Source organism: Eikenella sp. HMSC071B05, from assembly GCF_001811325.1.
Classification (GTDB): Bacteria; Pseudomonadota; Gammaproteobacteria; order Burkholderiales; family Neisseriaceae; genus Eikenella; species Eikenella corrodens.
Genome location: NZ_KV804539.1, coordinates 242,634 through 262,415, shown reverse-complemented (window position 1 = coordinate 262,415; position 19,782 = coordinate 242,634). Strand labels below are relative to the sequence as shown.

Genomic DNA, 19,782 nt, shown 5'->3' with positions numbered 1-19,782 from the left:
CTGAAAGCGTAAGCTTCAACGGAGTTAAAACGTAGCGCAGCGAAGTTTCTATGTAGCTAAAAGTTCAGGTAGTCTTTTACCTCAATACGCCATTCTTACCTCACCCAACAGCCTGCACTGCGAACGCAAGAATTCATCCAACATCACCTGCTGGGGTTCGCAAAACGGAAGCCCTGCGGTACAACCAGTTTTGCAAGATGTACACATGATTGCTTGTCTCTAGATTGAGGCTACCTGAAAACAATCGGGGTGTTCTTTGGCTAAACCATGCTTTCAGGTAGCCTGAATAATTGGATGTGCGAGCCAGCTGCGTCCAAAATGCTGCACATGAGGCTGCCAATTCGCCGCTCTCTATCTATTGCCTTCCTAACCCCGTTCTGTGCCCAGCCCTCTGTTTCTGTTATGATAGCCGTCTTTTTGGCCGCTCTTGAATACCAAGTGGGCAACCATATTTTTCAGGTAGCCTCCATACAGGCTACCTGAAAGCGTGAGCTTCAACAAAGTTAAAACATCAGCCCCGGCCAAAGCTAAAACCTAAATTCATATTTTAAATATAAAGCACCACACCATGTTCAACCGCTTATTCTCCTGGTTTGAAAACCGCGTCGATCCCTACCCCTCCAGCGAGCCGAAAACCCCGCGCAACGGGCTATTTGGCTTCATTTGGAGCAATCTCGAAGGCGTGCGCGGCTGGCTTGTGCTGCTGGCGCTGCTCTCCGGCGGCATCGGCATTGGCGAAGCCTTGCTGTTTCAATTTATCGGCAAAATCGTCGATTGGCTCGGCCGCTATACGCCTGAGACGCTGTTTGCCGAAAAAGGCTTGGCGCTCGTTGGCATGGGTGTGCTAATGGTGGTGCTGGTGATTTGGACGTTTTTCACTTCCTCCATCCGCCTGCAGGTATTGCAGGGCGTGTTCCCCATGCGCCTGCGCTGGAATTTCCACCGCCTGATGCTCGGCCAATCGCTCAGCTTTTATCAAGACGAATTTGCCGGCCGCGTGTCGGCCAAAGTGATGCAAACTGCGCTGGCCGTGCGCGATACGGTGATGACCATCGCCGATATGGTGATGTATGTGCTGGTGTATTTCATCACTTCCGGCGTGATTTTGGTGGCGCTGGATAGCTGGCTGCTGCTGCCTTTCGTGGGCTGGCTCATCGGCTTCAGCCTGGTGATGCGTTTTCTGATTCCCCGGCTCGGCCAAACCGCCGCCCGCCAGGCCGATGCCCGCTCGCTGATGACCGGCCGCGTTACCGATGCCTACGCCAACATCGCCACGGTGAAACTCTTCTCCCACGGTGCGCGCGAAGCCGATTATGCCCGCCGTTCGATGGAGGAATTTATGGTAACCGTGCACGCCCAAATGCGGCTGGCCACGCTGCTCTACAGTGCCAGCGCCGCAGTAAACACCGCGCTCACCCTTTCCACCGCCGTGCTCGGCATTTGGCTGTGGCACAACGGCCAGGTGGGCGTGGGCGCAGTGGCCACCGCCACTGCCATGGCACTGCGCGTGAACGGGCTCTCGCAATACATCATGTGGGAATCCGCCCGACTGTTTGAGAATATCGGCACCGTGGCCGACGGCATGGGCACGCTTTCCAAGCCGCAAACCATCCTAGACAAGCCCGATGCCAAGCCGCTGTTGGTGAACAAAGGCGAAATCTGCTTCAACCACATCGACTTCTCCTACGAGCCCGGCAAGCCCCTGCTCAACGGTTTCAGCCTGCATATTCGCCCCGGCGAAAAAGTCGGCCTCATCGGCCGCAGCGGCGCGGGCAAATCCACCATTGTGAATCTGCTGTTGCGTTTCTATGAGCCGCAGAGCGGTCAAATCTGCATCGACGGGCAAAATATCGATAGCGTTACCCAAGAAAGCCTGCGCGCCCAAATCGGTTTGGTAACGCAAGACACCAGCCTGCTGCACCGCTCGGTGCGCGACAATATCGTCTACGGCCGCCCCGACGCCACCGAGGAAGACATGCTGCAAGCCGCCCGACGTGCCGAAGCCGCCGAATTCATCCCCCAGCTTTCCGATGCCAAAGGCCGCAAAGGCTACGATGCCCACGTGGGCGAGCGCGGCGTGAAGCTTTCCGGCGGCCAGCGCCAGCGCATCGCTATCGCACGAGTGATGCTCAAAGACGCACCGATTCTGCTTTTAGATGAAGCCACCAGCGCGCTCGATTCCGAAGTGGAAGCCGCCATCCAAGAAAGCCTCGATACCATGATGGAAGGCAAAACCGTTATTGCCATCGCCCACCGGCTCTCCACCATCGCCGCCATGGATCGCCTCATCGTGCTCGATAAAGGCCGCATCGTGGAAGAAGGCAACCACGCCGAGCTCTTAGCCAAAGGCGGCCTCTACGCCAGCCTGTGGGCACATCAAAGCGGCGGTTTTCTCAATGTGAAAGAGCCGGAGATTGGGCAGATGCTTGCGAAAGAGTAAGTCCGGCTAGTTGCCGCGCGAACATAAAAGAAGGCTACCTGAAAGTTTTCAGGTAGCCTTTTTCATACAATACAAAATTATTCAGCCGGGCTTCTTCGCCAACATCGTCACAAATTTCAATTGAATCGGCCGCCCTTGCGCATCGGTAGCGTGCATCGAGCCCACGGCTTCTTCGTATTTCAACAATTCCCAGTCGGCATAATACTGCCGCAGCTCGTCTTCTTTGAATGTGAACGAAAACGGCATATGACAGGGGTAGTCTGCTGTATCCATTGCCGACACAATCAAGTTATAGCCGCCAGGCCGGGTATGCGCCTGCATATCGGCAATAATCTCCGGCACACGGCCTGCCTGGAGGAACATAAACACCACCGTGGCAAAGATAAAATCGTAATCTTCATTCAAAGCAGCAGCGTTAATATCGTAAGCATCCGCCCGCAGCGGCAACTGTTCGCGTGCAGCCATATCCAGCACCGAAGCCACTGCCGCCGGGCTGTGGTCCACAGCGTGCACATCATATCCGGCCAAGCTCAAAAACAGCGCATTGCGCCCCTGCCCACAGCCTAAATCCAAGGTCTTACACGGCGCCACGGTTTGCACCGCCTCGCGGATGGCGGAATGGGTGGTAGTCATGCCGTATTTTTTGTGGAAATAATCTGCTTTTTCGCAATGAAATTCCAGCTGCACGGCAAAATCATCATCCAAGGGCTCCACCTTGTGCCAAGCCTGCGGATAAATCGTCCACACACCGGAATCCGGCTGCAAAATATGCTCCGCCAGCACTGTGCTGTCTTCCTGCAATTCATAAAACTTCAGCCGCCCGCGTAATACGCGCAGCTTGCCGTAGGTACCAACCTGTGTGTTGTGCTGCGACAAAACTGCTGCCGGAATAGTGGCTTTATCCCATACCGGCATGGTTTTGTAGCAGATGAGTTCGTTCATCATCGTGCCCTTTCTAGAAAATAAAAATTGGAACGGACACACAATATATCCGTTCCAACGCTTCTCTTCAAACACAACTGTAAAAACTATCCTCGGCAAGAAGCTGGCAAAAAGTTTAATTTACCATTTAGCGATGCTCCGGGTGAACACTTCCAGCCGTGTACCGGCTGATGCGTACCCACGAGGAAATCTGCCGTCTGCATAGCAGTACCATCCGGTCTGAGCGGAGTAAGCAGAATTTTACCGCCAGCGACTTCGTGAATATTCTGCAAAGTAACGGTAATGACCCCCTTATTATCCGTTTCAATAGCAGCCACATACTGGCTTACCCCACCGCTGCCTTCACACCCAAATCCTTGATTCAACGCATTGCTTGTTACGCCAGTATCTGCCACTTCGGAAATAGCATTTTTACAGCGCGATGCAGCTTGTACGGCTTCGGAAACCTTCGCCCGGCCGGTGTAGTTATTATAAAAAGGGATGGCCAAGGCCGTGAGAATGCCGATGATGGCAATCACAATCATCAGCTCAATCAAAGTAAAGCCATTTATTTTTGCATTATTCATTATTTTTTCCTGAATCAGTAAAGCCGTCTATTGGCAGATAGTCCACAATCTCCCCTTGTTTATTCAAGAGGGCGATCCATTCCTTATTTTTATCGCTGGTGAATGGCAGATAATACATATCCGCCTCAGGTAGATTAATCTCTGTAACTTTTTGCTTGATAATAGCCTGCTGAGCTGGTCTATATTGAATTAAGTGCCCCACTGGCTTCATTGCTGCACGCACATCGGCAGCTTCTTTAGTCGCATCCAACGGCAACCATAAATTCGGCCGTGCTACCGGCTCGATACCGCCTAGTGACAATAATACACTATCCTGCATTTCTTCCTTTGGAATGGTAGCCAAACTGATTTGCTCTACGCCGTACAAAGGCAGAGAACGCATATTCTCCGGCGCTTTCGCCAAATCTTCATCGCTAAGTTGGGCTGCAGTAACCACGGCAAATCGATCATGGTCAAACGCATAATACACCGGTCTAGCTAAATATACGGCATGAATACCGTAAGATAATGCTCCAAGCTGAATAACAGTGATCAAAGCAAAATCCAAGCAAGTATCTCTCCTAGATTTTTTTGGACTGGCCAAAATCAAGGTCAGCAGCGGGCCGCACACAACATCAACTCCTACTATCAGTAGTAGCAGATGCAGGCCACCCAGCATTTCTGAATAAGGATACGGATACAAAAACTTTATCACCAACCAAGCAGCCAAACCGGCTAATACCGCGCTGCCAAGCAAATGAAAAGAAGCTAAACGTAAGGCAAACCGCCAACGTGGCATCAGGACTATGGGTTCACTCATAAATGCGCTCTGCTGCAGTACAAATACAGGCCTAAGAAAAGGGCAGCCTAAGCTGCCCTTTGTCTACTATGCGTTAATTAGCCACGGCAAGAAGAAGGAGTGTATTTGCTTTCGCCGCTGAAGCTGCAACGCCAGCCTTTAACCGGAACGTTAGTAGGAGCTTTAAAGTTAGCCGCTACCATTGCCTTAGTAGTAGCATCATCGCTGTAAGGAGTCAGAGTAACAACCTTACCATCAACTTTGCTATTGATATTTTGAGCAGTTACGTTAATTACACCGTTTTCGGTGGTAGTGATTTGTTTAACGTACTGGCTGCTAGCTACAGTACCAGAACCACCAGTTTCACCGCAGCCCCATTTGTTAGCTGCAGGATCAGCACGCAGACCAGTGTCAGCAGCTTCTTGGATGGTGGTGCGGCAGGTAGAACCAGCCAACACTACTTCGCCCATTTTAGCGCGGATGGTGTAGTCTTGGTAAGCCGGCAGAGCCAAAGCAGCCAAAATACCGATAATGGCAATAACGATCATCAACTCGATCAGGGTAAAACCTTTTTGTACTTGTTTCAACATGACATTTTCCTTGTTAAAAATGGAACTTAAATAAACCGAATCTTCCGACCCGGGAACTTCAACCAAAAGAAGGAGACAACTAAAAAACTTCATTTTCGGCTAGGCTTGTTTGCCATCGCCACGAGAAACATAAAGCAACGGCTGTGCCAAAAAATAAAAAAACCATTCCAATTATTTTATAATTTTATGTTTTATATATTATTTTTATTAATTTTTAACCTAAAGAATCTGGTCTGCTCAGCTATTTTGCGCCGCCATCCAATCTGAAAAACTGACATTTATCGTCAGTTTTTGGCCTGCTATTTTGCACAGATTGCCGTTTTATGAGCTTCATCGACTGCCAATTTTAGGTTGGGCGGCGATTTTTGGCATTCCTACCACTCTCAGCGGTTCGACAACTCCGCCCTACGGTACAAATAAAGCAAGGCGGCATTAATTATGCCGCCGTTTGGTGGGAAGAATTAGCTTCGTGGCAAATTGCCTTTTAAGAAAGGATTCACTTAACCACACGCAAGCCGTACCGCAACTTTCAGGTAGCCTTTAGCCTTACGATACCATCACCGCTTCAATTAAAGCTGTTCCATTTTCAATCCGAAACGCCACTTCCCAATCTCCCACTGCCATCTTATATACCCGCTGTGGCGCATCCTGATAAGCCGGGCGCGGATCTTGGGCGATGCTTTGTTCAATCAACAGGCGAATGGGCGGCGGCAGGGATGCTGCGCTTATCTCGTCTGCCCAAGCTACTTCGAGCGGTACGGGCGGAACGGCGGCGAAGCCCGGGGCGGCATCGGGCTGCGCTTCCACAAAAGGCAAATAAGGTTTGATATCTAACACCGGCGTGCCATCGAGCAAATCCGCGCCGCCACACCACAGCCGCACTCTACCCTCGGTTTCAATACGCTCCAGCTTGAGCAGGGAGAGCCCCAGCGGGTTGGGGCGGAACGGGCTGCGCGTGGCAAATACACCCATTTTCCGGTTGCCGCCCAAACGCGGCGGCCGCACCAAGGGCTGCCAACCTGCCCCGGCCACGCCGTGAAACACAAACTGCACCCAGATATGGCTGAAGCTTTCCAGCCCGCGCACACAATCGGCAGAAAACTCTGGCAGGAATTCGATGCATACTTGGGCGGAAGGCACCAAGCCGGGCTGGCGCGGCACGCCGAATTTCTGTTTATAAGGGGAACGGACGTAGGCAATGGTTTGCAGGATGTGGGTGGCTGGCATGGTTTGGGGCGATTAAGAGGAAAAGATAAAAGGCTACCTGAAAGCGATGTCTTGGCATAGCCAAGGCGGAGCTTCTGCGAAGCTAAAACGTAAGCTTCAACGAAGTTAAAACGATGTCTTGGCGTAGCCAAGGGTAAGTTTCTGCGAAGCTAAAGCGTCAGTTTAACGTAGTTCAAACGAAGTTTCCGTAGGAGGCGGAGTTTCTGTGAAATCTTGGCAAGGCAGCAAGGTGTCGGCATCACCACTCCGCCGTGCCGCCCACTCTGTTTTCTATATCCAATAAAAACCGGCAGCCTCGGAATTCCCGGGCTGCCGGCCTGATTTCACTAATGCGGCGTTGAATTGAAATCAGCTTACTGCTGGCGTTGGCAAGCGGTCTCTACGCTGTTGCCATAGGGGTCTTTGAAGCTGAACGCAGCTTCATTGCCCTTGCGATGCCACTCGGCGCCGCTGCCGAACAGGCCGCGGTTAGAGGTGTAGCGCTCGCCGGAACCGGAAGTGGCGCGGTTGAGCACAGCGCTCTTGTCATCAAGCTGCAGGCTCACGCGGTCGGTACCTTGCTGGCGCACGGTTACAGACAGGCCGTTTTCGCAGCTGAAGCGCTCAACGCTTGCACGGCGCTCGCCACGGTGCTCGTGGCGCGGAGCCGGCTCGTTGCCCGGATCTTGCATGCTGCTTTCATGGCGTTGGTGATGTTGATGACGGTGACCGTCGTCTTGTGGGGTGTTCACCACGCAGGCGGTCAACAACAAAGCCAAAGAGGCCGGTACAGCCCAAGTACGTACTTTCATTGTGTATTTCCTATAAAATGAGAAAATACCGCCATAGCCGGCGGCAAGAGCATCTTAGCCCAAAGCGTGCGGCATAAAAAGGGGGATTAACCAAGATTTACGGCAATATCTAAATTATTCCGGTGAAAAGGCTACCTGAAAGCGTTTGGCTGCTTTCAGGTAGCCTTTAGGTTTGGCAAACATTAAGCTTTGGTTTTCACGTTTTAGCTTCGCAGAAACTCAGCCTTGGCTGTGCCAAGACATCGTTTTAACTCCGTTGAAGCTTACGCTTTCAGGTAGCCCTTTTTAAGACGGGCTGTATGTATCGCCTGCCGCCTGCTGGTTTTAATCTTGTAAAAACGGGTTGTGCCGTTTTTCATGACCGATGGTGGTGGTGCGGCCGTGGCCGGGCAGCACTATGGTGTCTTCGGGTAACACCAGCAGTTTCTCGCGGATATTGCGCAAGAGGTCGGCATGGCTGCTGCGTTCGAAATCGGTGCGGCCGATGGATTCGTAAAACAACACGTCGCCTGCGATCAGCAGGTTTTGTTCGGCGCAGTAAAACATCACATGGCCGGGCGTGTGGCCGGGGATGTGCAGCACTTGGAAGCGGTATGCGCCCACGTTCAACTCGTCCCCCTCTTCCAGCCAGCGGCTCGGGCTCACCGGCGCAGACACGGGAAAACCAAAGTTGGCGGTGATTTCGGGCAGGTTGTCGAGCAGCCATTGGTCGTCGCGGTGCGGGCCGATTACCGGCAACGGGGTATGCTGAATCATCTCGGCCACGCCGCCGGCATGGTCGAGGTGGCCGTGGGTAAGCCAGATGGCTTTGGGCTGCAAGCCGAGCTTGGCGGCTTCTTCCAACAGCTGCGGCACGTCGCCGCCCACATCTATCCACACGGCTTCTTTGCTGTCTTCGTCCCACAAGAGCGAACAGTTTTGGCGAAAAGGGGTAACGGCGAACACGGTAAGGTTGAGCGGCATGGGTGGCTTTCTTTATAAGAATTTTCAGGTAGCCCGCATTGTGCCGCCGCGCGCGCCAAAGGTAAACCTTTTTAAGGTTTGGCGTATCCGCTACAATGCACCATTTATCCCCTTTGAGAGCAAGTTCATGCACACGCCCAAGCCCAACCCCCTCAACCTCTGCTGGCTCGATATGGAAATGACCGGCCTCAACCCCGAGCACGACCGCATTATCGAAGCCGCCGTGGTGATTACCGATGCCGATTTAAACATCCTCGCCCAATCCGAATCCTACGCCATTCATCAAAGCGACGAACTGCTCAACGGCATGGATGCCTGGAACACCAGCACCCACGAGCGCACCGGCCTCACCCAGCGCGTGAAAGATTCCACCCTTTCCGAAGCCGAAGTGGAACAACGCCTGCTCGATTTTATTGCCCAATGGATTCCGCAGGGCACCAGCCCCTTGTGCGGCAACACCGTGCACCAAGACCGCCGTTTCATGCAGCGCTACATGCCTAAGTTGGAAGCCTGGTTCCACTACCGCAACCTCGACGTATCCACCCTCAAAGAGCTCGCCCGCCGCTGGCATCCCGCCGCTTACAAAAGCTTCAGCAAAAAAGGCTCGCACCGCGCGCTGGACGACATCTTGGAGAGCATCGAAGAATTGCGCCACTACCGCCAAACCTTCCTGCGCCTGCCCGAGGCAAACGGAACAAACCAAGAGGCTAGCTGAAACGGACGCGGCGAAGCTTCTGCGAAGCCGCAACAGCCCGCCCGTTTGGATTCCGTTGAAGCCTGCGCTTTATAGTGGATTAAATTTAAATCAGGACAAGGCGGCGAGCCTCAGACAGTACACATAGTACGGCAAGGCGAGCCAACGCTGTACTGATTTAAATTTAATTCACTATAGCTTCGCAGAAACCCAGCCTTGGCTATACCAAGACATCGTTTTAACTGCGTTGAAGCTTACACTTTCAGGTAGCCCATCCATCCCTATTTAAGAAGACCATGATCCGCAAAATCCTCCTGTCCGCCCTCGCCGCCCTGCTGCTGGCCGCCTGCGCCGCCAAGCCTTCATTTGAGCCGGCCATGCTCGTCCACTCCGTGCAGCCGGTTTACCCGCCGCCGCTGGAAGAAGAAGGCATCAGCGGCCGTGCCATCGTGCGGATGCGTATCGACACCCGGGGCAGCGTGAGCGAAGCACAGGTGCTCTCCGCCACCCACCCCTTATTCGCCCGCTCCGCCGTGCGTGCCGTCAGCCAATATCGTTTCACTCCGGCAAAACAAAACGGACGGCCGGTGGAGTCCAGCTTCACCCAAACATTTAGATTCCGAGTGTCGGGAAAAAACCCCGACCCTTCAGAAACCGCCCAACCGCCCCGCCCACCCCTTCCCACACGCTAAACCCCACCATGCTCCCCACTTCCCTCCCCGCCTGGCAAGCCCTGGCCGAACACCGCCGCGCCACCGCGCATTTGCACCTGCGCGAACGCTTCGCCGCCGAGCCAAACCGTTTCGAGCGCATGCACGCCGAACTCAACGGCCTGCTGCTCGACTACAGCAAAAACCTCATCGGCGAAGACACCCTCGATTTGCTCTGCCGCCTGGCCGACGAATCCGGCGCGGCCGAACTGCGCCGCCAAATGTATGCCGGTGGAAAAATCAATCTGAGCGAACACCGCACCGTGCTGCACACCGCCCTGAGGCTACCTGAAAACGCCGCGCCCGTGTATGTGGACGATATCAATATCGTGCCGCAGGTACACGCCGAACTAAACCGCGCCCTCGATTTCGCCGAACGCCTGCAAAACGGCACGCACACGGGCTGCACCGGATTGCCTATCCACGACGTGGTGAACATCGGCATCGGCGGTTCGGATTTGGGCCCGCGCATGGTGGCGCAAGCCCTTGCGCCCTATCGGCAAAACCTGAACGTGCACTTCGCCGCCAATCTCGACAGCGCCGATTTAGATGGCATCCTGCGCCGCGTACAGCCGGAAACCACGCTGTTTATCGTGGCCAGCAAATCCTTCCGCACCCCCGAAACCCTGCTCAACGCCCAAGCCGCGCGCCGCTGGTTTCTGCAATCCGGCCGCAGCGAAGCCGATATCGCGCAGCACTTCGCCGCCGTATCGGCCAATGTGGCCGCCGCAGCCGAATTCGGCATCGCCCCGCAAAACGTGTTCGGCATGTTCGACTGGGTGGGCGGGCGCTATTCCGTGTGGTCGGCCATCGGCCTGCCCGTGATGTGTGCCATCGGTCGCGAACATTTCTGCGATTTCCTGCGCGGCGGCCGCGATATGGACGAGCACTTTCTACACGCCCCGTGGCGGCGCAACATCCCCGCCCTGCTCGCCCTCATCGGCATCTGGCAGCAAAACTTCTGCGGCAGCACCAGCCATATCGTCATCCCCTACAGCCACGGCCTGCGCCGCCTGCCCGCCCACCTCCAGCAGCTCGATATGGAAAGCAACGGCAAAGGCCACAACCGCCACGGCAAGCCCGTGGATTTTGCCACCGGCGCCGCCATCTGGGGCGAAGCCGGCGTCAACTGCCAGCACGCCTTCTTCCAGCTTATCCACCAAGGCACGCAGGTGATTCCCGTCGATTTCATCGTCCCCCTCAGCGGCGAAGGGGCAGACGACGGCCGCCACCTCCGGCTCGTGGCCAACGCCTTCGCCCAATCCGAAGCCCTCATGCGCGGTAAAAGTGAAGCCGAAGCCCGCGCCGAAACGGCTGGCAAGGGGCTACCTGAAAGCGAACAAACCGCCCTCGCCCGCCAACGCAGCTTCCCTGGCAACCGCCCCAGCAACACCATCCTCGTCGAACGCATCACGCCCTACACCCTCGGCCTGATTCTCGCCATGTATGAGCACAAAGTCTTCATGCAGGGCGCCGTGTGGGGCATCAACTCCTTCGACCAATGGGGCGTGGAATACGGCAAAGAACTCGCCCAAACCATCCTGCCCGAACTGCAAGGCGCCTCCCCCGCCGGGCACGACGCCTCTACCGCCGCCTTGATTCAACGCTATCGGCAGCAGATGGGCAACAAACAGCCATAACAAAAAGGTAAAAGAGAAGGCTACCTGAAAGCCAAGCGGGCATTTTCAGGTAGCCTTTTTCTTTGCTGCGGGCGAATACTACCCTCTGTTGTGTTTGCGTCCAATCAAAATGCAGGCTGGCAAACCGAATGCCATTCACACATACAGCAAGGCGAGCCAACGCCATATCGGACATTCAGTCAATCCGCCACCTGCCAATACCAACACATTTTTCAGGTAGCCTGCCCCGCCAACCCGCTATAATCCCCTTCTCACTCCCCTTCGGAACCCATCATGACCACAACTTGGCACAACGGCTGGTGGCAGGGCGCGGTACATTGCCCTTCGCCCAACTTCTCGCCCCGCCCCGCCGGCGAAACCGTTTCGCTGGTGGTGCTGCACAATATCTCCCTGCCGCCCTTCGAATACGGCGGCAGCGCCATCCGCGATTTGTTTACCAACCGCATCAATCCGCAGGCACACCCCTTCTTCCCGCAGCTGGTGGATTTGCGCGTGTCCAGCCATTTCTTGATTGAACGCAGCGGGCAGGTGGTGCAGTTTGTGTCGGGCAACGACGCGGCACACCACGCCGGCATGTCGCAATATCGCGGCCGCAGCGGCTGCAACGCCTTTTCGCTCGGCATCGAGCTGGAAGGCTGCGATTTCGAACCTTTCACCGAGGCGCAATACCAAGCCCTGATTCCGCTGCTGCACAGCATGGCGGCGCACTACCCCATCGAAGCCGTAACCGGCCACCAACACATCGCCCCCGGCCGCAAAAGCGACCCCGGCCACTTCTTCGACTGGCCGCGCCTGGCCGCCGCAGGCGTGGTGCTGTCGGAAGGGATAACGGATTAGCCGCTGCCCAGCATGTTTGCGTTTAATAAGACCTGAATTCTGTACTATGTGTAGCAAACTGTGTGGCCAGCAACAGCATGCGGGCTACCAGAAAGCATGGGTTTCACTAAATTTAAAATGAATTTTTAATGCTGCACAAACCATTATTCATCTGTGAGTTGGCGCGTGCATACCAGCAATAGTCTGCTTGAGTTTTATTGGGATTTTTGGTATACACGAAACGCAGTCCTATCATATTTTCACTGCAGTATCCAACCTTAAGAGAGGTATTCAAAATGCGTGTTTCTCAAAGTGCCCTTGTCGTTTTATCTGCTTTGGCCCTGCTGACTGCCTGCCAGAAAGAACCTGAGCCCACTCCGCCCCCTCAATCGCAGGAGCAAGCCCCCAACCCTAATCCCGCCCCGCCTGCTCCCACACCAGCATCTAACCCCAGCCTGATTCGCGAACCGGCTGCCCCGCAGCAACAGCAGGATCCTGCTGCACAGGCCATCCAATCCAAACCGTTTGGCCAAGGCACGCTGGCTTTGACCAAAGTTAAAGTGGTCGGCCAGATTCTGAACGTGGAATTTATGTATATCCCGCCTAAAAATGAAAATGGCAGCTATAAATTTACTAATGAGCACTCCGGCAAAATCACCGATTTTGCCTATATTGATGAAGCCACCAGCAAACGCATCAGCCTGCTGCAAGATGAAAGCGGCAAATACATGACCGATCCTGCTGCCGGCGTGAGCAATACAATAGGACTCACGGGCAATTCACCCAAAATCATCGCGCTCAAATTCCCCGCCCCGCCCGAAACATCGCCCACCATCACCATCGATTTCCCGGGTGCCGGCTCATTTGATTCGGTGCCGGTGGCTCGCTAATTTTCCATTTGGCGGTGTGCAGGCTGCTTTGTGCAGCCTGTACGCTGCCCCTGTTAGAGGTGACTTTATGAAAAATTTGCGTTTACTTGCTTGTATTACAGCACTTGCCACCCTGTGTGCTTGCGGACAAGACCCCAAACCTGCTGAGCCACAAGCGCAGGCTTCTGCCGCCAGCACAACTGTTATGCCCCAAACCGCATCTGATACATCTAATGCCTCGGCACCTGCTGTCGAGCAGGCATCCGCTGTTGCATCAGCATCGTCTACCCTTTCCGCACAGGGCAACAGCCTTTCTTCCCAAGGCAGCAACCTGTCAGCACAAGGCAGCGGTTTGAGCGCTACCGAAACAGGGTTTAATATTGAAATCAATTTGTCATCAGATGTGCTGTTTGATTTCGACAAAGCCGAACTCAAACCCGAAGCCGATGCCGATCTGCAAAAAGCTGCCGACATCATTCGTCAAAAAGGCCAAGGGGTGATTCTGATTACCGGTCATACCGACAGCAAAGGCTCCGATGCTTACAACCAACGCTTGTCTTTAGCTCGTGCCCAGGCAGTAAAAAACTGGTTTGAAGCAAAAGGCTTGCAACAGAATTATCAGCTTGAAGGCCTCGGCGCCACACGCCCCATTGCGCCCAACACCCACCCAGACGGCAGCGACAACCCGGAAGGCCGTGCCCAAAACCGTCGTGTGGAGATTATTGTGAATAAAACCACGCAATTAGGGAATTAAGTCTCTCCCTGTTTTAAGCAATAAAAGGCCGTCTGAAAACAACTAATCTGTTTCAGACGGCCTTTTTGCAGCCTGCGTATATTAAGGCTTATATCGGGTGTGGTAACCGGGGTTTTCTTCAGGGCGCAATTGGTTGGGGAACTGGCGGTCTGTGGTGATGTCCACAGCGGTTTGCTGAATCAGCTTGTACACTTCGTAGGGATTTTCCACATAACGCAGGGCATTTCTGCCGCCGAAACGGATCGTACCCCGTTTGAACATGGCTTCCAACACGCCTACATACACCCGCAAATTCTGCACTTCAGGCAGCTCGGCACTGGCAATATCCAGCCCGATCAGCCCGGAGGTAAAATACAAGCGTTTATCGGTGAGCGCGTAATCGATGCGGTACCAGTTGAAAAAGCGGTAAACCGGCGAAAAGATGGAGTACCACACCGGAGCCAGATGAAAAAGTATAAAAAAATTCGCATACGGGAACAAACCGTGCGATGCGGCATTAAACTTGCCGATAAAAAACAAGTCGAACAAGCCCCAGCACAGGGCGAACGGATAAATCAGCGGATTGCCCAATATGTATAAAAAACGGTGCGGCTTGCCCTGCCATAAGATGTTTTCGTTTGGGTCGGTGAAGCGTTGAAGCATATTCCCTCCTGACGGGTAATAAAGCATGGGTATTGTAGCACTCAATCCATATCTTCAATTTCATACTATCTCACATGGCCTCACCAAAACTTCCACCCGCATACAGAGGCCGGCCTCATTTAATCTTATTAACATCCACTCTTTCAGACGGCCTCAAGCCGCCACAGGCTACCTGAAAACAGAATTTCAATGCCAGCCAAATATGAAACGGCAACGAAATGCCAAAACAGCCGCCTAGCCATTCCGACAAATCCGGTTCGCAGGTACAATCCGCGTGCTGCGCATCCCATCCAAATACAGCCCAAACTTCAGCTTGGTGGAAACTTGCCGCGCTTTGTTTTCAGGTAGCCTTCACCTCAGCATAGGCCGCCGCCAACCCATATCAAAGGAACCCCATCATGACCCAAACCATCCTCATCACCGGCTCCACCCGCGGCATCGGCCGTGCGGCCGTTTTGGCCTTGGCACAAGACGGCTTCGACATTGTGGTACACGGCCGCAGCCGCATGGCGGATGCCGAAGCGGTGGCGGAACAAGTCCGTTCATTAGGGCGGCAGGCGCGGGTGTTGCAGTTTGACGTGGCCGACCGCGCCGAATGCCGCCGCGTGTTGGAAGCGGATATTGAAGCGCACGGCGCGTATTACGGCGTGGTGCTGAATGCGGGGCTGACGCGCGACAATGCCTTCCCCGCGCTGGAAGACGAGGATTGGGACCGCGTATTGCGCACCAATCTGGACGGCTTCTACAACGTGCTGCACCCGCTCATCATGCCGATGATCCGCCGCCGCGCGCCGGGGCGGATTGTGTGCATGGCCTCCGTGTCCGGCCTGGTCGGCAACCGCGGGCAGGTGAACTACAGCGCGTCGAAGGCGGGGCTGATTGGCGCGGCCAAAGCTTTGGCGGTGGAGCTGGCCAAACGCAAGATTACGGTCAACTGCGTCGCCCCCGGCCTGATCGATACGGAAATTTTGGATGAAAACGTGCCGGTGGAAGAAATTTTGAAAGCCATTCCGGCGCAACGCATGGGGCTGCCTGAAGAAGTGGCGCATGCCGTGCGCTTTTTAATGAGCGAACACGCCGCCTACATCACGCGGCAGGTCATTGCGGTAAACGGAGGATTGTGTTGATGAAAACAAAACGGGTGGTGATTACCGGCGTGGGCGCGGTGTGCGCCTTCGGCCGCGAGTGGCACGAAATCGAAGCCGCTTTCCGCGCAGGCAAAAACGCCGTGCGCCGTATGGAAGCGTGGGATGCCTTCCCCGAAATGGAAACCCGCCTCGGCGCGCCGCTTCCCACCTACGCGCCGCCCGCACATTGGACGCGCAAACAGTTGCGCAGCATGGGCCCGCTGGCGCAATACTGCACCGATGCCGCCGAACAAGCACTGAAACAGGCAGGCTTGCTCGGCGACCCCGTCATCCGTAACGGCAGCATAGGCGTGGCTGCCGGCTCTTCCAGCGGCAGCACCGCCGACGTGCTCGACATCGGCCTGCTGCTCGCCCGCCAGCCCAACAATTTCAACGCCAACACCTATGTGCGCATGATGCCGCACACCATCGCCGCCAACGTGGCCATCTTCTTCGGCCTCACCGGCCGCCTGATTCCCACCTCCAGCGCCTGCACCTCCGGCAGCCAAGGCATAGGCTATGCCTACGAAGCCATCAAATACGGCAAAATCCCCATGATGCTGGCCGGCGGTGCAGACCAGCTCTGTCCATCCGAAGCCTTCGTGTTCGACAGCCTCTACGCCGCCAGCCGCCGCAACGGCGAACCCGAACTTACTCCCCGCCCCTACGACGCAGCGCGCGACGGCCTCGTGCTCGGCGAAGGCGGCTGCATGATGGTGCTGGAGGAATTGGAACACGCACAGGCACGCGGCGCGCACATCATCGCCGAAATCGTCGGCTACGGCGCCAACTGCGACGGCAGCCACATCACCCGCCCCGAGATGCGCACCATGCAACGCTGCATCGAACTCGCCCTCGAAGACGCCGCCCTGCCGCCTTCCGCCGTCGGCTACGTCAGCGGCCACGGCACCGCCACCGAACAGGGCGACATCGCCGAAACCCAAGCCACCGCCGCCGTGTTCGGCCACATTCCGATCAGCTCGCAAAAAAGCTACCTCGGCCACACCCTCGGCGCTTGCGGCTCACTCGAATCCTGGTTTGCCATCGAAATGATGCGCAGCGGCTGGTTCGCCCCCACGCTGAACCTGAACGACATCGACCCCCGCTGCGGCGAAGCAGACTACCTCACCGGCTCCGGCCGACACATCGACACCGAATACGTGATGAACAACAACTTCGCCTTTGGCGGCGTAAATACCTCGCTGATCTTTAAGCGTTGGTAAGGCGCATTTCAACTAAGAGGCTACCTGAAAACGGTTCGAAATATTTTCAGGTAGCCTAAATATTCAGATATAAGCTGCGTTTTATCAGCCCTCACTCCACCACAATCTCACACTCACATTCCACTTCGAAATTCAAAGAATTGGCAATAAAGCACAGGTGGTGCGCTTCGTGGTGCAGGGCTTTGGCTTGTTCGATGTGCTGCGCTTGGGTGATGGTGACTTGCGGGCGCAGCGTGGCTTTGACGAATCTGCCCGGCTGCGTGCGGCTGCCTTCGTCCATCACGGCTTCGGCGTGGTCGGTGTAGGCGGTAACGGTGATGCCGGCGGCACTGCACAGGTGCAGATACCAGAGTTTGTGGCAGGCAGAAACGGCGGCCAGCAGCATGTCTTCGGGGTTGTGGCGGTGTTCGTCGCCGCGAAAGGCAGGGTCGGACGAACCGAAAAGGTCGGGTTTGCCGTCGATTCGGACGGTGTAATCGCGCGAATAGGCGGTGTAGGACGATGTGCCGCTGCCCAAGTTGCCCGTCCATTCGACGGTGGCGCGGTAGGTGTGTTATTTGCTCATGTGGGTCTCCTTGTGGCTTGGTGGTTTTGCTGCGTTGAAACTGTGTGTTGATGGCAGCCTGCACGGAGTATACCGAACGGGCGGCGCAGTCGAATATTCGGATTTGCCGTGCATTGATTGAATGTGCAGGCTGCTTTTTCAGACGGCCGCCTTGCCCGATTTGTTTTCTTTCTTTATTATCCCGCACTTTGTTTTACCCGAAGAAAGAACACCATGTCTATTTCCTTTGTCCGCACCGCGCTTCTGGCCGGCCTCGTTTGCCTGTCTGCCGCCTGCTCCAGCCTCGATTCCAGTATGAAACGATATGTCGGCAAACCCATCGATATCGTTTACGAACGCTACGGCCGCGCGCCCGACACTGAACGCGTCAAAGTGGGCGAAAACCGCTATTCCTATTTCTGGCGTTTCACCTACTATTACCCCGGTGGCCAAGAATACCAAGGCAGCAGCCAAAACGGCCCCGTCATCACCAATTATTACAGCAACGTCTGCTACGGCCAGCACAGCGACCGCACCTTTTTCACCAATTCGGAAGGCATCATCATCGATTATCACTGGGCGCTCAGCAATTCATGGCGCGTGAATTGTAACAATCATGTTATGGGACGGCCGCCCCGATAAGGTCGTCTGAAAGCGCGCGCTTTAAATAAAGTTGAAACACAAAAAGCAGCCTGCACATTCATAAAACAAGTGCAGGCTGCTTTTTGCGTGTTCAGGTAGCCTTCGGCGGCAGGTATTTCCCCGCTTCGCGTAAGCTCAGTTTGGCCATTTCGTGTCGGTGGCGGTCGATAAAGCCTTGTACCCATTCGGGGTTGGTTTTGCTGTAATCGCGCAATGCCCAGCCGATGGCTTTGTTGATGAAAAATTCTTTTTGCCCCAGATTGTTGCAGATGATTTTTTCCAGTAGCGCGGTGTCGGTGTGCTGTTTACGGAGCAGTTGGTGGTCGATGGCGACGCGGCGCAGCCAGATGTTGTCGTCCGTGCTCCATGCCAATAGGACGATGTTGACTTCGGGGTGGAGCAGGGCGATGTCGCCGACAATGCGGTCGAGTACGTCGGAGCTGTCCCACCATGATTTTTCGGTAATCAGCGTTTGCAAACGCGGGATGTCTTGCGGGGTCAGGTGCTGCTGCATTTTTTTCAGATATTCGAGCGCGGCGTATTGCAATTCGCGGTGCGTGTCGTCCCAGCAGCGGCGCACAAAATCCCAATCGACCGACTGTTTGGCGGCGTCTTTGAAAAACGGGCGGCACAGGCGGGCAAGTTCGGGTTTGCCAATGCCGAAATAGGCAAAGCGGTGTTTCATGTATGCCTGCATCGGCACGGCGCGTTCGGGGTTGGCGTGTTGTTGCAGGGCGGCGAGCAGGGCGGGGTAGTCCATAGAGTTTTCCTTATCTTGGGAACGGGCGGGTTCAGGCCGTCTGAAGGGATTTTGAATTGGGGTGCAGGCTGCTTTTTGCTTCGCAGAAACTTCGTTGAAGCTGCGCTTTCAGGTAGCCTTTACCATTGATCGCTGCACCCCGAAAATCGAAGCCAGCACCAGCGCGAAGCCCGCCAGCGATTTCGCGTCCATGCCCTGGCCGAGGAACAGCCAGCCCAGCACAAAGGCGCAGACGGGGCTGAGCAATCCCAGCGACGACACGGCGGCGGGCGGCAGTTTGGCGATGCCGTCGAACCACAGCACATAGGCCAGCACCGCGCCGAACAGGCACAGATACAGGTAGCCGCCGAGGTTGGCCGTGCTTAACGCTTCCAATGGCGGTTCGGCCAGCAGGGCGACGGGCAGCAGGCACAGTCCGCCGATAAACAACTGCCAGCCGGTAAATGCCAAAACAGGCAGCGAGGTTTTTTTGTGTTTGGAGAGGTACACACCCAAAGCCATCGCCGCCGCACCCGCCAATGCCGCCAAAATGCCCAGCGTGTCATAGCGCGCCTGCGGCGACAAAACCAACAGCGCAATCCCCGCCACGCCCGCCGCCGCCCAGCCCCAAGCCGCTTTCGGCGGCATGGTTTTGCCGATTAACCAAGTAAACACCAGCACCATCAGCGTCTGCGTGGAACTCAATACCGCCGCCAGTCCGCCCGGCAGGCGGTACGCCGCCACAAACAACATGGCCTGGAAAAAGCCGATGTTCAGAAAACCGAGCAGGGCGACAATGCCCCATTCGCCGCGCCGAGGCAGCCTGCGCGTCCACGCCAGCAGCAACAGTCCGGCGGGTAAAACACGGATGAGCGCGGCGGTAAACGGCCGATTTGGCGGCAGAAATTCGGTGGTCACGAGATAGGTGCTACCCCAAATCAGTGGGGCAAGCGCGGTGATCAGGATGGCGGCGGTGCGGTTGGGCATGGCGGGTCTTCTTTTGTGTGTGGCGTTTTAGCTTCGCAGAAACTCAGCTTTTTTCGGAAACTTCGTTTTTAACTCCGTTGAAGCTGCGCTTTCAGGTA

Annotated in this window: 21 protein-coding genes; 10 read left to right on the top strand and 11 right to left on the bottom strand. The window is 55.4% G+C overall.

Annotation, left to right across the window (positions count from 1 at the left end; translation table 11 throughout):
- Positions 1–568: 568 nt before the first annotated feature.
- Positions 569–2,440 carry an ABC transporter ATP-binding protein gene (locus HMPREF2796_RS02170; protein WP_070630608.1) on the top strand — a complete coding sequence of 624 codons (1,872 nt, stop codon included), beginning with the start codon at positions 569–571 and terminating at the stop codon, positions 2,438–2,440.
- Positions 2,441–2,521: 81 nt separating this feature from the next.
- On the opposite strand, the gene tehB is transcribed toward HMPREF2796_RS02170, so the two are convergent.
- From tehB to HMPREF2796_RS02135, 7 genes are all read right to left on the bottom strand, one after another.
- Positions 2,522–3,385 carry a tellurite resistance methyltransferase TehB gene (gene tehB, locus HMPREF2796_RS02165; RefSeq protein ID WP_070630606.1) on the bottom strand — a complete coding sequence of 288 codons (864 nt, stop codon included), beginning with the start codon at positions 3,383–3,385 and terminating at the stop codon, positions 2,522–2,524.
- Between the two features lie 83 nt (positions 3,386–3,468).
- Positions 3,469–3,948, bottom strand: coding sequence for a pilin (locus HMPREF2796_RS11645; RefSeq protein WP_070630603.1), 480 nt, complete (start codon positions 3,946–3,948; stop codon positions 3,469–3,471).
- Positions 3,941–4,747, bottom strand: a complete 807-nt coding sequence (locus HMPREF2796_RS02155) for a hypothetical protein (RefSeq protein WP_070630602.1) — start codon at positions 4,745–4,747, stop codon at positions 3,941–3,943. Before HMPREF2796_RS02155 ends, HMPREF2796_RS11645 begins: the two co-directional genes overlap by 8 nt.
- 77 nt (positions 4,748–4,824) lie before the next feature.
- The gene (locus tag HMPREF2796_RS02150) at positions 4,825–5,316 is read right to left on the bottom strand and encodes a pilin (protein WP_070630599.1); all 492 of its coding nucleotides are present in this window, start codon (positions 5,314–5,316) and stop codon (positions 4,825–4,827) included.
- 546 nt (positions 5,317–5,862) lie between these two features.
- Positions 5,863–6,543, bottom strand: a complete 681-nt coding sequence (gene tsaA / locus HMPREF2796_RS02145; RefSeq protein WP_070630597.1) for a tRNA (N6-threonylcarbamoyladenosine(37)-N6)-methyltransferase TrmO — start codon at positions 6,541–6,543, stop codon at positions 5,863–5,865.
- A 353-nt stretch (positions 6,544–6,896) separates the two neighbouring features.
- A complete protein-coding gene (locus HMPREF2796_RS02140) occupies positions 6,897–7,334 on the bottom strand; it encodes an MliC family protein (protein WP_064104094.1) in 438 nt (145 codons plus the stop codon).
- 324 nt (positions 7,335–7,658) lie between these two features.
- Positions 7,659–8,297, bottom strand: a complete 639-nt coding sequence (locus HMPREF2796_RS02135; RefSeq protein ID WP_070630595.1) for an MBL fold metallo-hydrolase — start codon at positions 8,295–8,297, stop codon at positions 7,659–7,661.
- A 127-nt stretch (positions 8,298–8,424) separates the two neighbouring features.
- On the opposite strand from HMPREF2796_RS02135, the gene orn reads away from it, so the two are divergent.
- The 6 genes from orn (at position 8,425) to HMPREF2796_RS02105 (ending at position 13,780) form a co-directional block, all read left to right on the top strand.
- Positions 8,425–9,012, top strand: coding sequence for an oligoribonuclease (gene orn / locus HMPREF2796_RS02130; RefSeq protein ID WP_070630674.1), 588 nt, complete (start codon positions 8,425–8,427; stop codon positions 9,010–9,012).
- A 275-nt stretch (positions 9,013–9,287) separates the two neighbouring features.
- A complete protein-coding gene (locus HMPREF2796_RS02125; RefSeq protein WP_070630593.1) occupies positions 9,288–9,683 on the top strand; it encodes an energy transducer TonB in 396 nt (131 codons plus the stop codon).
- 8 nt (positions 9,684–9,691) lie between these two features.
- Positions 9,692–11,341 carry a glucose-6-phosphate isomerase gene (gene pgi, locus HMPREF2796_RS02120; RefSeq protein WP_070630591.1) on the top strand — a complete coding sequence of 550 codons (1,650 nt, stop codon included), beginning with the start codon at positions 9,692–9,694 and terminating at the stop codon, positions 11,339–11,341.
- 273 nt (positions 11,342–11,614) lie between these two features.
- The gene (gene ampD, locus HMPREF2796_RS02115) at positions 11,615–12,178 is read left to right on the top strand and encodes a 1,6-anhydro-N-acetylmuramyl-L-alanine amidase AmpD (protein ID WP_070630589.1); all 564 of its coding nucleotides are present in this window, start codon (positions 11,615–11,617) and stop codon (positions 12,176–12,178) included.
- Positions 12,179–12,453: 275 nt separating this feature from the next.
- Complete coding sequence (locus tag HMPREF2796_RS02110) at positions 12,454–13,047, top strand: phosphoribosylglycinamide synthetase (RefSeq protein WP_070630587.1); 594 nt, start codon at positions 12,454–12,456, stop codon at positions 13,045–13,047.
- Between the two features lie 184 nt (positions 13,048–13,231).
- Entirely contained in the window at positions 13,232–13,780 is a 549-nt protein-coding gene (locus tag HMPREF2796_RS02105; protein WP_070630585.1) for an OmpA family protein, read from the top strand.
- 81 nt (positions 13,781–13,861) lie between these two features.
- Here HMPREF2796_RS02105 and HMPREF2796_RS02100 read toward each other — a convergent pair whose 3' ends face one another.
- Entirely contained in the window at positions 13,862–14,422 is a 561-nt protein-coding gene (locus HMPREF2796_RS02100) for a PH domain-containing protein (RefSeq protein WP_070630584.1), read from the bottom strand.
- A gap of 398 nt (positions 14,423–14,820) precedes the next feature.
- Between HMPREF2796_RS02100 and fabG the strand changes: the two genes are divergently transcribed.
- Complete coding sequence (gene fabG, locus HMPREF2796_RS02095; RefSeq protein ID WP_070630582.1) at positions 14,821–15,549, top strand: 3-oxoacyl-ACP reductase FabG; 729 nt, start codon at positions 14,821–14,823, stop codon at positions 15,547–15,549.
- On the top strand, positions 15,549–16,772 hold the full coding sequence (locus tag HMPREF2796_RS02090; protein ID WP_070630580.1) for a beta-ketoacyl-ACP synthase: 1,224 nt from the start codon (positions 15,549–15,551) through the stop codon (positions 16,770–16,772). The genes fabG and HMPREF2796_RS02090 overlap by 1 nt, the downstream gene beginning before the upstream one ends.
- Before the next feature lie 91 nt (positions 16,773–16,863).
- On the opposite strand, the gene HMPREF2796_RS02085 is transcribed toward HMPREF2796_RS02090, so the two are convergent.
- Positions 16,864–17,289, bottom strand: coding sequence for an OsmC family protein (locus tag HMPREF2796_RS02085; RefSeq protein WP_246826828.1), 426 nt, complete (start codon positions 17,287–17,289; stop codon positions 16,864–16,866).
- Positions 17,290–17,550: 261 nt separating this feature from the next.
- Between HMPREF2796_RS02085 and HMPREF2796_RS02080 the strand changes: the two genes are divergently transcribed.
- Complete coding sequence (locus HMPREF2796_RS02080; RefSeq protein WP_023887402.1) at positions 17,551–17,958, top strand: hypothetical protein; 408 nt, start codon at positions 17,551–17,553, stop codon at positions 17,956–17,958.
- Positions 17,959–18,049: 91 nt separating this feature from the next.
- Here HMPREF2796_RS02080 and HMPREF2796_RS02075 read toward each other — a convergent pair whose 3' ends face one another.
- Both HMPREF2796_RS02075 and HMPREF2796_RS02070 read right to left on the bottom strand, forming a co-directional pair.
- Positions 18,050–18,718, bottom strand: coding sequence for a DNA alkylation repair protein (locus HMPREF2796_RS02075; RefSeq protein ID WP_070630576.1), 669 nt, complete (start codon positions 18,716–18,718; stop codon positions 18,050–18,052).
- Between the two features lie 108 nt (positions 18,719–18,826).
- Positions 18,827–19,684, bottom strand: a complete 858-nt coding sequence (locus tag HMPREF2796_RS02070) for an EamA family transporter (RefSeq protein ID WP_070630574.1) — start codon at positions 19,682–19,684, stop codon at positions 18,827–18,829.
- Between the last annotated feature and the right edge of the window lie 98 nt (positions 19,685–19,782).